This window comes from Cytobacillus sp. GQ23 (assembly GCF_059758675.1).
Genome location: NZ_JCAXER010000039.1, coordinates 20,329 through 35,657, shown reverse-complemented (window position 1 = coordinate 35,657; position 15,329 = coordinate 20,329). Strand labels below are relative to the sequence as shown.

Annotated in this window: 15 protein-coding genes; 14 read left to right on the top strand and 1 reads right to left on the bottom strand. The window is 41.9% G+C overall.

Going from position 1 to position 15,329, the window contains the following annotated elements:
- Positions 1-402: 402 nt before the first annotated feature.
- Complete coding sequence (locus AC6CHU_RS23845) at positions 403-624, bottom strand: hypothetical protein (RefSeq protein WP_159869339.1); 222 nt, start codon at positions 622-624, stop codon at positions 403-405.
- 184 nt (positions 625-808) lie between these two features.
- Here AC6CHU_RS23845 and AC6CHU_RS23840 point away from each other — a divergent pair, with 184 nt between their 5' ends.
- From AC6CHU_RS23840 to AC6CHU_RS23775, 14 genes are all read left to right on the top strand, one after another.
- Positions 809-1,759 (top strand): Gfo/Idh/MocA family protein, encoded by a 951-nt coding sequence (locus AC6CHU_RS23840; RefSeq protein ID WP_498122955.1) that lies wholly within the window; start codon positions 809-811, stop codon positions 1,757-1,759.
- Between the two features lie 173 nt (positions 1,760-1,932).
- Positions 1,933-2,652, top strand: coding sequence for a YebC/PmpR family DNA-binding transcriptional regulator (locus AC6CHU_RS23835; RefSeq protein WP_159869342.1), 720 nt, complete (start codon positions 1,933-1,935; stop codon positions 2,650-2,652).
- 369 nt (positions 2,653-3,021) lie between these two features.
- Entirely contained in the window at positions 3,022-3,213 is a 192-nt protein-coding gene (locus AC6CHU_RS23830) for a hypothetical protein (RefSeq protein WP_159869345.1), read from the top strand.
- A gap of 324 nt (positions 3,214-3,537) precedes the next feature.
- Positions 3,538-6,924 (top strand): hypothetical protein, encoded by a 3,387-nt coding sequence (locus tag AC6CHU_RS23825; RefSeq protein ID WP_498122953.1) that lies wholly within the window; start codon positions 3,538-3,540, stop codon positions 6,922-6,924.
- Between the two features lie 197 nt (positions 6,925-7,121).
- Positions 7,122-8,429 (top strand): phenylacetate--CoA ligase family protein, encoded by a 1,308-nt coding sequence (locus AC6CHU_RS23820; protein WP_159869351.1) that lies wholly within the window; start codon positions 7,122-7,124, stop codon positions 8,427-8,429.
- Positions 8,430-8,462: 33 nt separating this feature from the next.
- Positions 8,463-9,422 (top strand): 1,2-phenylacetyl-CoA epoxidase subunit PaaA, encoded by a 960-nt coding sequence (gene paaA / locus AC6CHU_RS23815; protein ID WP_159869354.1) that lies wholly within the window; start codon positions 8,463-8,465, stop codon positions 9,420-9,422.
- A 24-nt stretch (positions 9,423-9,446) separates the two neighbouring features.
- Positions 9,447-9,797, top strand: a complete 351-nt coding sequence (paaB, locus tag AC6CHU_RS23810) for a 1,2-phenylacetyl-CoA epoxidase subunit PaaB (protein ID WP_445662632.1) — start codon at positions 9,447-9,449, stop codon at positions 9,795-9,797.
- Positions 9,790-10,611: a 1,2-phenylacetyl-CoA epoxidase subunit PaaC gene (gene paaC, locus AC6CHU_RS23805; protein ID WP_498122952.1), complete on the top strand. Its 822-nt coding sequence runs from the start codon at positions 9,790-9,792 to the stop codon at positions 10,609-10,611. The genes paaB and paaC overlap by 8 nt, the downstream gene beginning before the upstream one ends.
- A gap of 21 nt (positions 10,612-10,632) precedes the next feature.
- Positions 10,633-11,130 (top strand): 1,2-phenylacetyl-CoA epoxidase subunit PaaD, encoded by a 498-nt coding sequence (gene paaD / locus AC6CHU_RS23800; RefSeq protein ID WP_159869360.1) that lies wholly within the window; start codon positions 10,633-10,635, stop codon positions 11,128-11,130.
- A 59-nt stretch (positions 11,131-11,189) separates the two neighbouring features.
- Positions 11,190-11,498, top strand: coding sequence for an EthD family reductase (locus AC6CHU_RS23795; protein WP_159869363.1), 309 nt, complete (start codon positions 11,190-11,192; stop codon positions 11,496-11,498).
- Entirely contained in the window at positions 11,491-12,270 is a 780-nt protein-coding gene (locus AC6CHU_RS23790) for an enoyl-CoA hydratase-related protein (RefSeq protein ID WP_159869366.1), read from the top strand. Before AC6CHU_RS23795 ends, AC6CHU_RS23790 begins: the two co-directional genes overlap by 8 nt.
- 17 nt (positions 12,271-12,287) lie before the next feature.
- Positions 12,288-13,061 carry an enoyl-CoA hydratase-related protein gene (locus AC6CHU_RS23785; protein ID WP_159869369.1) on the top strand — a complete coding sequence of 258 codons (774 nt, stop codon included), beginning with the start codon at positions 12,288-12,290 and terminating at the stop codon, positions 13,059-13,061.
- A gap of 99 nt (positions 13,062-13,160) precedes the next feature.
- Positions 13,161-14,027: a 3-hydroxyacyl-CoA dehydrogenase gene (locus AC6CHU_RS23780; protein WP_498122949.1), complete on the top strand. Its 867-nt coding sequence runs from the start codon at positions 13,161-13,163 to the stop codon at positions 14,025-14,027.
- Positions 14,024-15,220, top strand: coding sequence for a thiolase family protein (locus AC6CHU_RS23775; RefSeq protein WP_159869375.1), 1,197 nt, complete (start codon positions 14,024-14,026; stop codon positions 15,218-15,220). The genes AC6CHU_RS23780 and AC6CHU_RS23775 overlap by 4 nt, the downstream gene beginning before the upstream one ends.
- Positions 15,221-15,329: the final 109 nt, after the last annotated feature.

The window sequence follows — 15,329 nt, the reverse complement described above, 5'->3', positions numbered from 1 at the left end:
CCCATTATTATTTCTCTTTATGTTATCCATAACAAATCCGCTTTCCGGCAATGCTGGCATTCGCGATAGGATGTAGGATAAATTATAAATTGGGACATTGTAGTCTATTCTATCTACTAGAAATTTTATACAGTCTTTCATATTCTCAACCTTAGTGCCTTCACCCGGACAACGGTGCCCTTTGGCGGAATCACTACCGCCTTGAGGAATAAAATCGAAGAGGCTTTCATCCCAATCTTTAAATCTTTTCGGTTTGAATTCGTTAGGTGACGGCCATAGCTGCTCGTCATCTCCGCAAATCGATTTACATCCGGAGCGAAAACAACGGTCTACATTGGTAAGTTAAAAAGCAATTTATCCGAAAACAGCCAAAAGTAAAGAACACTGGCTCCTGCCAGTGCTTTAAGAAGATCTTTTGTGGTGGCCATTCAATTTAATCAGAGAACCTCTCTTAATCCAATAATGAAAGTTTTCTGCCGGGAATACTCCGCGTCCATTTGATCTGTCCATCTGAATGACTACGCTGTTCTGGGTCACCTCAAGAATTTTCAGTGTTTGGGAACGGTTAAGATTTGGCATGAAGGTACTTGTTATTTCAAATTGCATATCCTTATCCAGGTTCAACGGTGCACCTCCTAATGGTTTTATTAAAATTATTATCCCCATACAAAACGTTTCTATCCAATTATTGGCCGGTATATTTTTGGTCCTAATTCTATGGCTATTAAGATAAATTAAACTTTTGAATATTCGAACTTAACTGTATAATTTAAATTAGTACACGATTTTTCATAAGAAGGTGAAGTGTGTGAGAGAAAAGATAAAAATTGGATTCATTGGGATGGGAGCAGTGGGGGTAAGAATACTCCGTCAATTTCAGCAGTATGAGGACTTTGAAATTGCTGCACTTTGTGATCGAAATCCCGCACAATTAGATAAATGGAAGGCTGAGCTGCCGGATACTGCAATGCATACCAATTATTTGGACTTGCTTCAGAATGAGACAATCAAGCTTGTCTATTTAGGTGTTCCGCCAAAATTTCATCATATAATAGCAATGGATATTATAAAGAGCGGGAAGCATCTTCTATGTGAAAAGCCGCTGGCCAATTCCATTCAAGAGGCAAAGGAAATGTATGAAGCTGCTGATAATGCAGGAGTAATCCACGCTATGAATTTTCCGATGGCATATAGCCCAGCATTTATATTGTTTAGGGATAAAATACATAATGGAGAGCTGGGTAAGATTAAAAAAGTTGAACTGCACCTGCAATTTAAGCAATGGCCGCGTGAATGGCAGCAAAATAATTGGATATCGAGCAGGGAACAGGGAGGCTTTATCCGGGAGGTAGTACCACACTTTATTCACATGATTCACGATATCTTTGGAGAATTGGACAATATTCATTCTTTCATAGAATATCCTGAGGATGATCGTTTGTGTGAAACTAGCTTTTCGACTTTATTAACCCTGCCAGGCGGAATTCCGGTCCTGTATAATGGAATAGCCGGAATCGGGCAGCAGGAACATCTGTCTTTTAAAGTTTTTGGTGATAAAGGAACCTTGGACATGCAGAACTGGAGTGTTCTTGTACAGAGTAAGTCTGATGCCAGTGGAGTAATTTTAAAACTTAATGAGCCGGAAACCAGTTTGCCTGCAGAACTGCTAAAAGCAATTAGAGGAGATCAAGCGTTGTTGGTAACGTTTAAAGAAGGGCATAAGGTTCAAAAGGTATTGGAAAGGATTCTAATAAGCTGACTAGAGAAAAACCTTTAACTTAAATCGTTTATCCATACAGCTGCATAGGAAACAATTCTCGAAAAAAACCTGTGTTTTAATGTATAATAATTTGGTGAGAGTTCTTCAAAAAACAGAAGACTCTATTACCTATAAAAAACTTCATAGATCCAAGTTGAAAGAGAGTGGGACATATGGGCCGTAAATGGAACAATATTAAAGAAAAGAAAGCATCAAAAGACGCAAATACGAGTCGTGTATATTCCAAGTTTGCACTTGAAATATATGTGGTAGCAAAGCAGGGGGAGCCTGATCCGGAAGCTAACCAGGCTTTAAAATTTGTGCTTGAGCGTGCAAAAACATATAATGTGCCAAGAAATATTATTGATCGAGCAATAGAAAAAGCGAAAGGCGGAGCAGAAGAGAACTATGATGAGCTTCGTTATGAAGGATTCGGGCCTAGCGGATCCATGATTATTGTTGATGCATTAACGAATAATGTAAATCGCACAGCTTCTAATGTACGTGCTGCATTTGGAAAAAATGGCGGGAATATGGGTGTGAGCGGATCTGTTTCTTATATGTTCGACTCTACAGCTGTTATCGGCATTGAAGGCAAATCAGAGGAAGAAGTACTGGAAATTCTAATGGAAGCAGACGTAGATGCACGTGATATACTGGAAGAAGAAGAGACGGTAATTGTTTATGCAGAACCAGATCAGTTTCATGCCGTTCAGGAAGCATTCAAGTCAGCAGGAATCAGTGAGTTTGCTGTTGCTGAATTAACAATGCTCCCGCAAAATGAAGTTACCCTTGAAGCTGATGCTCAGGCACAGTTTGAAAAGCTGATTGACGCTCTAGAAGACCTGGAAGATGTCCAGCGAGTTTATCATAATGTAGACTTAGGTGAATAATGGAGAAGTGGAGTCCGATTATTTGGCGGACTCTTTTTTTTAGGCTAATATTTACCATAAACTTATTATGTAAACTAAATGGTAAACTAAATGGTTGGATCCAATTTGATTTTATGAGGTAAGTATTGTCAAAGCAAGTTGTTTCTATTAAAAATGGTGAATGATAATGTGGTTTTATGGTGTTATCGGATGATATCTGTCGAATATCCTTTTGCTAGCAGCTGCTAGCCTCTTGCCTGATATAGATAAAGATAGTATCTGCCAGTAGAAAGAGCTTAAATCTGAAAATTGGAAAATAAGAGAAATAAAAATTTTGGGTTTTAACCGCTGCAGCGGCGGGAACAAAAATAAGGAAAGGAGCGTTTTTTAATGACTACGTTTAAAGTTATTTATACTTTTGAAAAAGGTGTTACTGTAACAGAAGAGATTGAAGCAGAAAATAAATCCGAGGTAATCGGAAACATTAAAGACCTTGAAGGGTATGTTGAACTAACATGTACAGAAGGTCATTATCACCGATTTGATTTCGCTGATGTAAAGTTAGTCACAATCACAGAATAAAAGTAAGGCCCAGAATCAGCCTTCCCCAAAGCCCGCCTATTTAGCGGGCTTTTTACTTTCTTACGTGATCCCCAAAAAGAATGTACCTCGGTTCTGTCATCTGCATCTATAATTCTAATTGTAAGCACTTATAGGGAAATTTCCCTGAGGAAGTCCTCTCGACAAGCAGATCAGCCTTCTCTACCCCGCCATGTATCCAAAAGACACTATCCTACTCCATGAGAAGTAATATATATCAAAATAGATATTGATAAATCATTTCAAAATGTGTAAAATTACACTGATATTACCAAGATTAATTATTATCTAAAAGAGGTGGATCCTTTGAACCCCGAATCAGAAAAATACCATCAGGATATATTCCATGCAGAACTGACCAAATTGAGAGAGAAAGATTACATTTCATCAGAACATTATGAAATAACCATGAAAGCCCATCATCAGTACTATCAAGATCTTGCGGAGCTGAAAAGGGAGCACATAAAGGCTGTAAAAGCTGAAAAAGAAAACAGTCAAAAACCTGTTCAGCCGGTAAAGAATAAGAAGAAAAAGAAATTATCTCAGGAAGAAGTTCGTGAAAGGAACATTTCCTGGCTTCTGAATATTGGAGTTATCCTTCTCCTTATAGGCGGGCTTTTTATTGCAACAAGCAATTGGGCTACCATGTCAAATTTCATGAAAAGTGCATCCATTGCAGTGGTTTCTCTTCTTTTTTATGGATTTGCGTTTATTTCAGGAAAGGTATTAAAAATAGAAAGAACATCGTTTGCCTTCATTGTTCTTGGGAGTTTATTTCTGCCTATATTTATTTTGTCTATCGGCTGGTTCCAATTGCTTGGGCCGTATCTTTCCTATTATGGGGAAGGACGCTATATACTCGGAGCGGCTGGCAGTTTATTGATCTTTCCAGTATACAGTATATTTGCTCAGAAACTGGGCTCACGTCTTTTTGTCTGGTTTGCTTATTTTGCCCTGACTGCATGTGCTGGTTTTACCCTGGTAGCATTCAGTCTCGAAAAGGACAGTTTTTATCTCGGATTAATGATTTTTAATGCTTTTCTGTCTGCAGCCTATCATCGCATGAAAACACGTGCCACCCTGAAATTGTTTTCGCGGGAACTGGTTTACTTTGCCCAAATCAATTTAGTGATCTCTACTCTATTGATGCTTGTCTTTTTCAAAAGTCCTGTACTTTATAGTGTGAATATCCTTCTGACAGCAGCCGTTTATTTATCTATGGTTTATGTAACAGGCAGGAAGGAGTTTCATTTCGTTTTCAGCTTATTGATTGTCTATGGTGCCTATCAGCTGATTGAAAATACGATGTTAAATACAGCAGGCCCCGTTTTCTTTGCGCTTGTAGGAATTGGCTTTCTGTTTGTTCCCACAGTTATGGATAAGCAATACTCCTGGGAGAAGATTTTCAGACTGACCAGTGCAGTCGTTTCGATCCTTGCATTTCTTTATATTTCGGTTGAAGGAATTCTTTTAATGGCCGGTGAACCCTCTGCATCACTGCTGCTGGCTTATACAATACTCGCCGTGCAGTTTATTTATTTGGCCAATGTTATGGCAAACGGGCTATTTGCTTATCTGGCACCTGTATTTTTAGCTGCTGCGCTTTTTGAAACAGTTCTTATGCTGGATAAAGCCGCTCATTTCAACAATCTTTCTTTACCTGTTTACTTCATTGGCTTTGTGCTGTTTATCAGTTTGGGGTATATGGTTAAGTATCCTCTCTTAAAAGTGGTGGAATCAAGTTCACGGGATGTGGCTGTCAGTATTATGTTATTTTCGGTTGTATTTGCTGCCGGAATTCTTGATTGGCTTGCTGCAGGCTCCATGCTGTTAATCTTCAGCTTTGTCCTTTACCTCATATATAAGGCTGAAAATCGAATTTTATATAGGGAAGCGATTCCCTGGGCTATTCCGTTGTCAATCGGTTTTGCATTTATGTTTTATGGTGAACATTTCCGAAGCCATTCAAGTTTTTATCAGATTGAGCTGGGTATGGCCATGAATACAGTCCTCTCATGCATAGCCCTTCTTACTCTTTATGGCGTTCTTAATAAGAAAGGACGGAAAACTCAAGCTAATAATGTGTTTTTAATGGCGCTGGGATTTTATACAATCTCATTGTTTACAGCCGCTGCATTGACGATCAACGAAGTCTGGATGAGACCAGCAGTATTTATTGGCGGCATTATAATGTATCTTGCCCTGTATCAGCTCCTTAAGCAAATCTGGATTCCGTTTGTATTAGCATCGATTTCACTTATTGCTTACTTTATGATCCTGATTGGAGTACCATTTAATTTTACAATTATAAATTTGTTCCTGCTTCCGCTGGGGGCATGGCTTCTGCTTGGCGCAGCTTTCTTTATTTCTAAAAAGGATCCTGTACTGGCAAGAGGGTTTAGCTGGATAGGCCATGCTTACATGCCGTTTGCCATGATTCTGAAATACTTCATTGATAGGGAAAACAGTATCTGGGCCTTTATTATCACTCTGGCCGTTTATTGGATCAGTTTCAGGGTGTCTGCTAAAGAGTGGAAAGTAAAGACATTCCTCTACAGCTCATTTATAAGCTTATTTATGGTGATCTTGATGGGAATGGAGCATATTTGGGAGGAGAGCCATAGTGAGTATGCCATATTAGTAGTCAGCTGTGCTGTATTCATATTTTGGATGACTGGAAACACCCAGGATAAAAAAAGAAGTGTTTTCTTTCTTATCCCATGGTCTGTGCTTGGGATATTATCTTTTCTGTTGTCATATCCATTCGGCGTTCTGCCGTTTATTGTTTGTATTATCTATTCAGCAGGGTTAATCTTATTTATGCATAGTACCAAGCGTGATATATTGGGTGCTATTCCATTGTTTTTACTATATGCGGCCGTAATCAAATTCCTATTCATTAACGATATTGCTCCAGATATGAAAATTTTAATTTCTTCAGGGTTCAGCCTGGCTGCCGTTTTCACCGGCAAGATAGTATATGCCGAAATTTTCATGGGCAAAAAAGCGGATAGCTACACATTTATTTCTCTGCTATTTTTGTTTACCGCTTATCTGCTTCCGGCGGTTGCGCTCTGGGCAGAAGTTCTGCCTGGACTCATGATCAGTGCATTTTTATTTTTACAGAAGGGAAGAGTCGCACCCAAATACAATAAGCTGCCTGGATTACTGGCAGGAGCAGTGTTACTGGAGCCATATTATAGTGTATTAAGGAATATTGACATGCCAGCTCTTTTTACAAGAGAGGCATATGTTCTCCCTTTAATCATCCTGGTTATTTTTATCAGAAAAGTCCTGAAGGGGCAATACTTGAAGATGACTAATAAAATTCAGTGGGCAGTTCTTATAGCAGTATCCCTGCTGCTTATACAGGATGGCCTTGCAAGTAATACGGTATATGATGCACTTATTGTCGGTACGCTGTCTCTGATTTCGATTCTGGCCGGCACTCTGCTGAGAATTAAGTCATATTTCTTTGTAGGTTCCGGAGTTCTGCTCCTGAATGTGCTTCTTCAGACCAGACCTTATTGGGGCAGCCTTCCATGGTGGGCATACCTTTTAATTGCAGGCTCCATTCTCATTTCTGCAGCAAGCTATAATGAATGGCAGAAACAAAAAACAGCAGATGGCAAAGAGCCTTTATTTTCTAAATGGAAGAACAGCATTATGAATAGATTAAAAGATTGGTCATAAGCAATTTTACCTAGCTCTCCAGTATATGGGCTAGGTCTTTTTATTATCTTTTCAATAAATAAGTAAATTTTCAGAAAATAAGTTGACTTTTTACTGTTTACACGGTATCTTTGTGTTAAATATATAACACTTATTTTATCTAACGATATTTAAACGTTATATTAAATTATTATCCTAATATTTTGGGAGGTCATGTCTTGATTCTGCATGATATTGAAACGGAAAGCCGCAATAGGATAGAAGAATTGCAGTTGAACCGGCTCAGGCAGACAGCGGAGAGAGTATATAATCATGTGCCTTTTTATCGGAAAAAGTTTTTGGAAAGTAATATTACACCTCAAGACGTTACCAGCCTGGATGATATTCAAAAGCTTCCTTTTACTGTTAAAGCAGATTTGCGGGAACATTACCCATTCGGGCTTTTTGCTGTGGATAAAAAGGAAATCGTGCGTCTTCACGCTTCTTCAGGAACAAGCGGAAAGCCTACTGTGGTGGGCTATACACGGAATGATATCACCATGTGGAGTAATCTGGTAGCCAGGGCAATTTCCATAGGAGGAGGCGAGCCTGGTCAGACATTGCATAATGCATATGGATATGGGCTGTTTACCGGCGGATTGGGACTGCATTATGGCAGTGAACAGCTTGGTATGGCAACTGTACCTGTGTCTGGAGGAAATACCGAGAGGCAAATTATGCTGATACAGGATTTTGAGCCGGAAGTTATTTGCGGAACTCCTTCATATGTCCTTAATTTAGCGGAGAAGATGGAGGTGCGGGGAATCGACCCGGCGAGTACTTCATTGAAATTTGGGATTTTCGGTGCTGAACCGTGGTCTGAAGAAATGCGGAAGGCACTCGAAGCTAAGCTTGGAATTAAAGCATGCGATATTTATGGGCTGAGTGAAGTTATGGGACCTGGTGTAGCGATGGAATGCCATGAAGGTCAGAATGGACTGCATATTGCAGAAGACCATTTTTATGCAGAGGTGATTGATCCGATAAAAATGATACCGCTTCCAAGTGGAGAAGAAGGTGAGCTTGTTTTTACCAGCTTAACGAAAGAAGCTTTTCCTGTGATCCGCTATCGCACGGGCGACATTGCCTCCCTTTGTAAAGAGAAATGTGTGTGCGGGAGAACAACGATCCGCATGAGCCGTGTAAAAGGCCGCATTGACGATATGCTTAATGTAAACGGTGTAAACGTCTTTCCGTCCGAAATTGAACGGTGTATTCTTCAGATGCCTGAGCTTGCTCCCCATTATCAAATCCAGGTGCATAAAAAAGGAAGTTTGAAAGTTTTGGAGCTTCATGCTGAATGGAGCGAAGAGTTTTATAGGGATATGGGTGACGCAGAATTCGCAAAAAAGAAGATTCAGGAAGTATTGAAGCAAAACTGTCTTATTTCCATCAGACTTGTTCTCCATCCTCCCAAAACGCTGCCGAGATCGGAAGGGAAAGCTGTCAGGATTGTTAGTTCTTCAGCGGAAAATGCAGTAACCTGATTAAATTTTTTTAACTCATTGGGGGTGAAACACATGTCAGAAACTCTTTTCTTTCAAGAGATGACGGAAGAACAAAAATACGAGCAGTTCATGAAACGCATTAATGCAGGAGAAAAAATTGAAGCCGATGATTGGATGCCGGATGATTATCGAATGACTTTAATCAAATTAATTTCAATGCATGGAATCAGTGAAATTATGGGAGCACTTCCTGAGAAGGAATGGGTGCCGAAAGCTCCCTCATTAAAACGCAAGCTGGGCATCATGGCAAAGGTGCAGGATGAGATGGGACATGGACAGCTATTGCTCCGGGTAGCGGAAGATTTAATGAAGCCCCTCGGCAAAACCCGTGAGGACATTATGCAGGATTTATTCAGCGGAAGACTGAAATTCCATAACGTCTTTCATATGGAAGCACCAACATGGGGAGATGCCGGCCTGATTGGCTGGCTGGTTGACGGTGCTGCAATTATAACTCAGACCAATATGCTTAATGCTTCCTATGGACCTTATGCAAGAGCGCTAAAGAGAATATGTGCTGAAGAGGTTTTCCATGCCCAGCATGGAGAAGCCATTATCATGGCGCTGGCGGAAGGAACCGCAGAGCAAAAGGCAATGGTTCAGGATTCGGTTAACCGCTGGTGGGAAGCACTGTTAATGTTCTTTGGGCCGGGTGACGCATCGACTACTGGAACCTCGAAACAGGATACAACGATAAAATACAAAATCAGGACAAAGACGAACGAAGACTTAAGACAAGACTTTTTTACAAAGTATATTCCACGCGTTCTTTCACTTGGCCTCACGCTGCCGGATGAGACGATGCATTTCGACCAGGATCAGGGGCTTTGGGTTTATAAGCAGCCTGATTGGAGCAGGTTCAAGGACATTATTAAAAATAATGGGCCAAAATCTCAGGAGCGACTTGGCCTCCGCCGTACAGCTTATGATACGAACAAATGGGTGCGAGAAGCTCTCAATACTGCAAACTAATCCATTGTGATGGGAGGGGTACCTTTGGGAAACGAAGGATTTTATCAGGAATTCGAAGTTTTTAGTCAAAGAACCGATACCTCGCCTCTGCAATATCAATTTTCCCTGCTGGCGCCAAATCGGGAGCTTGCACTCGTTATGGCGCAGGAAAATTTTATGAGGAGGGAGCCGGTTGCTGATATATGGGTCGTCAAACGCTCTGATATCCGGAAGCTCACGCCGGAAGAAAAGCGATCACTTCAGCGTCTGGATAACAAAGAATATCGCACGACAAAGGGATATGGATATCTGAAGAAAAAGTGGCGCCATTATGAGCAGGAAATGCTTGATGAAAAGGAGATTCTTTCATGGGGAGGGATGAAGAAAGGTGACTGAGTCAACAGGTAATCTGCCAATCGATGCAAAGATTAAGCCGGCACTGACATCATTATTGTATCAGCTGGCTGATGATGACTTCATCCTTGCCTACAGGGGTTCTGAATGGCTTGGCCTGGCTCCCCATATAGAAGAGGATGTCGCCTTTTCATCCATCAGTCAGGATACTATGGGCCATGCAACCATGTTTTATCAGCTGCTGGCCGATCTTGGAGAAGGCAATGTAGACAGTCTAGCTCATGCACGAAAAACATCTGAAAGGAGAAATGCTATTCTTTTGGAACTGGTAAATGGTCCAGGACATTATTTGTCTTCTGCACAATATGACTGGGCATTTGCGGTTGTAAGAAATTATTTTTATACTCAGGCGAAAAAAGTCAGATTAGATTCTCTAAAAAACTCCTCTTACCAGCCTTTAGCAGAGGTGGCATTAAAGGTCAATATGGAGCTTTATTATCACCTGCTTCACTGGAAAACTTGGTTTATACAGCTGATGCAGGCTGGCGGGGAAGCCAGAACGAGAATGGAAGCGGCTATTCAGAGGGTATTAGCCGACTTTGAAGGAGTCCTGACCTTGGGACCGCTGGCAAAAGAGATGGCGGAAATTGGCCTCATTGAAAAGGAAGAAACATTAAAGCAGCGATGGCTGTTTATCATGAAGCCTGTTTTTGAGGCTGTCAATTTGGAAGTTTCAGAAGCAGACCTGGCTTTGAAAACTGGAAATGGACGTTTAGGGGAGCATACCGCCGACCTTAATGATGCATTGTCCACTTTGAGCGAGGTGTATAACACAAATCCAGCTGCAAGCTGGTAAGTTTTCAAAAGGGTGATGTAAATGGAGCAGGAACAATTATTGATAAAAACTGCGTTAGAAGCGCTTCATAATGTTAAAGACCCTGAAATAGACACCATTTCAATCGTTGATTTAGGGATGGTGGAACAGATTATGGTGGAGGGACATTTAGTTTTAATTAAACTCCTGCCCACTTTTATGGGATGCCCGGCACTTGATATTATTCGAAAAAACGTTGTAGCCGAGCTGGACAAAACAGGGAGCTTTGAAAAAATAGAAGTCCAGTTTATCTACCACCCGCCGTGGACGTCTGACAGGGTAACAGAGACAGGCAGGATTAAGTTAAAGGAATTCGGGATCGCGCCCCCTCCAAAATTCATAGATGAAACAGCCGAATGGCATGTGGATTGTCCTTTTTGCGGATCCGCATACACAACGATGGATAACCTTTTTGGCCCAACAGCCTGCCGCAGCATCTTATACTGCAAGTCCTGCAAAAACCCTTTTGAAGCCATGAAACCTGTTTCGACCATGATGTAGCCGGCATTATGCATTAAGATACATCAAAAAACTATTAAAAAATGAGAGGAAGTTGCCAAATGGTAAAATTAATCGCTCTTTATAAGCATCCTGAAAATAAGGAGGCATTTGATGATCATTATTTTAATACCCACGCTCCGCTTACAGCCAAAATTCCGGGTCTCCGTAAAATGGAAGTTACAAGGATTGTCGGCAGCCCTATGGGAGGCGAAGGAAAGTACTACTTGATGTGTGAAATGTACTATGACAGCCATGAAGCACTTCAGGAAGCCATGAGAACAGACGAAGGCAAGGCATCAGGAAAAGACGCCATGAAATTTGCAGGTGACATTATTACTTTAATGATCGGTGAAGAAGCAGATGAGTAAAAGCTATGAAACGATTGAAGTTTCACAGCATGGTAAGCTTGGATTAATTGCTTTGAACCGGCCTAAAGTTCTAAATGCTATCAACCGTGCAATGGTTTCAGAGATCCTTGATGCAATGGAGGGCTTTGAGGCCGACTCAAGCGTCAAAGCCATCGTATTAAGCGGCAAGGGAAGAGCATTTGCAGCCGGAGCAGATATTGATGAAATGGCAAATGACCAGTCCATCGATTTTGAGCTTCGCAATCAATTTAAAGATTGGGATCGTCTGGCCATGATCAAGAAACCGATTATCGGAGCTGTGCAGGGGTTTGCTCTTGGCGGAGGATTTGAGCTGGCGCTATGCTGTGATTTGCTATATGCAGCGGATAATGCGGAATTTGGGTTTCCCGAGGTTAACCTTGGAGTTATGCCAGGTGCAGGCGGGACGCAAAGACTTACTAAGCTTGTTGGGAAAACAAAAGCAATGGAATGGCTTTTTACCGGCAAAAGAATTACGGCAAGGGATGCCCTTCAACACGGCATTGTCAATCAGCTTATAGCAGAGGAGCTTCTGCTCGAAGAAACGATGAAAGCAGCTGAACAAATTGCCAGCCAGGCGCCCATCGCCATACGCCTCATAAAAGAAGCGGTCCTAAAGGCTGTTGACACTCCTTTGAACGAAGGAATGGAATTCGAAAGAAAGAATTTCTATCTGTTATTCTCAACAGAGGATCAAAAAGAAGGCATGAATGCTTTTATTGAAAAACGCAAGCCTCATTTTAAAGGAAAGTAGGGAGGTGTACATATCTAATGTTTGAAACCGTTAAATACGAAGTCGCAAACGGTGTAGCCTGGATATCATTAAACCGGCCCGAAAAGCTGAATGCGTTCACTGAACAGCTGAATAAAGAGGTCCAGCTGTCGGTCAAACAGGCGAGCAGGAATAAAGAAGTCAGATGTCTTGTCATTACAGGTGAAGGCCGTGCATTCTGCTCCGGCCAGGATCTCCAAGGGGTAAATGAGGAAATGGATCATGGAGAGGTTCTCCGGCGGTTCTATAATCCGATGGTAATGGAGATTCATAGATGCCAGAAACCTATTATCGCTGCTGTTAATGGGGTGGCAGCGGGTGCAGGCATGAGTCTTGCGTTAGCCTGCGATTTTAGGCTCCTTTCTGATAAAGCCAGTTTCATAGAAGCTTTTATTCATGTGGGGCTGGTGCCTGATGCAGGAAACCTGTACTTTTTGCCAAAGCTGATCGGCCATGCTAAAGCGATGGAGCTTGCTGTGTTCGGTGAAAAAATTAATGCAGAGGAAGCCAAAGAACTAGGCCTTGCTACTAAGGTTATTCCTATGGAGCAATGGCAAGCTGAAATCACTGTTTTTGCAGAGAGGCTTGCCAGTATGCCGACGGCAGCCATTGCCTTAATTAAGAAGAATCTGAAAGCGAGCTGGGAATCCACACTGGAAGAAAGTCTGGAAAGAGATGCACAGGGACAGAGGATTGCAGGATTAACTCTTGACCACAAAGAGGGTGTATCGGCATTTTTGCAAAAGCGTAAACCTGTGTTTCAAGGGAAATAGACTTTAAAAGACTATGAAGCTTACCCGTTATATGTTCTTTTCTGCGAGCATCTCTTATCGGGTGCTCGTCTTTTTTTAAACTGAAAGGAGGATTATATCATGAAGAATATAGTCGTGATCGGTTCTGGTGTCATGGGGCGCGGAATCGCTTATGTCAGTGCTGTCGGGGGCTTTCATACAACCCTTGTAGATATCAGCCAGGAGCAATTAATCCGTGCGGAAAAAGAGATTGACAGCATCTTTAAAAAGGGGCTAGCGAGGAATAAACTAACAGCTGCTGATATGGAAGATAGCAAGAACCGGCTAACCTATTCTGTAAGCCTTGCACAGCATGTAAGCGAAGCGGACCTGGTTATTGAGGCAGTGCCTGAAGTGATGGATATAAAGAAAAATATCTTTGAAGTTATCGATCAGCATGCTTCAGAACATTGCTGTTTCGCAACAAACACTTCTACAATGAGTCCAACCGAGATTGGTTCCTTTACCAATCGCCCGGACAAAGTGATTGCCATGCACTTCTTTAATCCCGTCCATAAAATGCCGCTGGTAGAAATTATTAAAGGACTTGAAACGAGCGAAGAAACAGCAAAGACAATAAAACGTGCAGCTGAAAGAATGGGTAAAGAAACAGTAGTCATTAATGAGTTTCCGGGCTTCGTCACAAGCAGGATTAGTGCGCTCGTGGGAAATGAGGCATTTTATATGCTTCAGGAAGGCCTGGGCACACCTGAAGAAATTGATAAAGCTATTAAGCTTGGGCTTAACTATCCAATGGGGCCGTTCGAACTGGGAGACCTTGTCGGACTCGATACGCGCCTGAATAATCTAAAATATCTTCACAGCAAGCTGGGTGAAAAATACCGTCCGGCACCTCTTCTTGAACAATACGTAAAAGCTGGCAGGCTTGGACGCAAAACGCGCAGAGGTGTTTATGATTACACTGCCAGAGAGGAAGTCAGGCAATGAGAAAAGCAGTAATCGTTGATGCTGTCAGGACTCCGATTGGAAGATATAAAGGTGCTTTAAAGGATATTCGTCCCGATGATTTGGGAGCCGCCGTTATTAGCGCTTTGATGGAAAGAAACCCACAGGTGAATCCTGCAGAAATTGAAGAGGTTATCTTGGGAAATGCAAATCAGGCAGGAGAAGATAATCGCAATGTCGCAAGGATGTCAGCACTGCTCGCCGGTTTGCCTGTCGAAGTGGCTGCTTCAACCGTTAATCGGCTTTGCGGATCTGGTCTAGATGCTGTTAATTATGCTGCACGCGCAATTTTGGCGGGAGAAGGTGATATTTTTATCGCTGGAGGGACGGAAAGCATGACCCGTGCGCCATTTGTCATGGCAAAGCCGAGCAGCGAGTTTCCGAGAGGGAATATGGAAATGTTTGATACCACCATAGGCTGGCGATTTACAAACAGCAGACTTGAGGATATGTATGGTGCTGAAAGCATGCCAAAGACAGCAGAGAATGTGGCAGAAAAATATGGTATATCACGTGAAGAGCAGGATTTGTTTGCTCTTGAAAGCCAGAGGAGAGCAAAATCAGCAGTAGAAAACGGCTTATTTGATGATGAAATCATTCCAGTTACATATATGGATAAAAAAGGGAAGGAAATAACGATTTCACATGATGAGCATCCGCGTCCGGAAACAACTTTTCAAAAGCTCTCCAGTTTAAAGCCCATTTTCCAGGGTGGAACTGTCACGGCGGGCAATGCTTCAGGGGTTAACGATGGTGCCTCGGCATTACTGCTGATGTCTGAGGAAAAAGCACGTGAACTGGGAATCAAGCCTCTTGGAACTTATGTTGTCTCCGCAGCAGCAGGTCTTGAGCCGTCGGTTATGGGAGCAGGTCCGATTTATTCTACTCAGAAAGCCTTGAAGAGGGCTGGACTTGCCATGAATGATCTAGACTTAATTGAATTAAATGAAGCCTTTGCTTCTCAATCCCTCGCCTGCATCAAAGAATTGGGCGCTGATCCGGATCGGGTAAATGTAAATGGGGGAGCGATTGCATTTGGCCATCCTCTGGGGGCAAGCGGCGCCCGTATCCTGACAACGTTATTGCATGAGATGAGGCGCAGGAATTCTAAATATGGCCTCGCAACGATGTGTGTTGGGGTTGGGCAGGGAATATCCACCATTGTTGAGCGCTGACCATAGAGATGTTCATCTCTATGGTTTTTAAGATTTTAGGAATAATAAATGATAATTTAGTATGCTAAAAAGTATTTTTCAAAATTGCCTAATTTTAGTACAATAATAT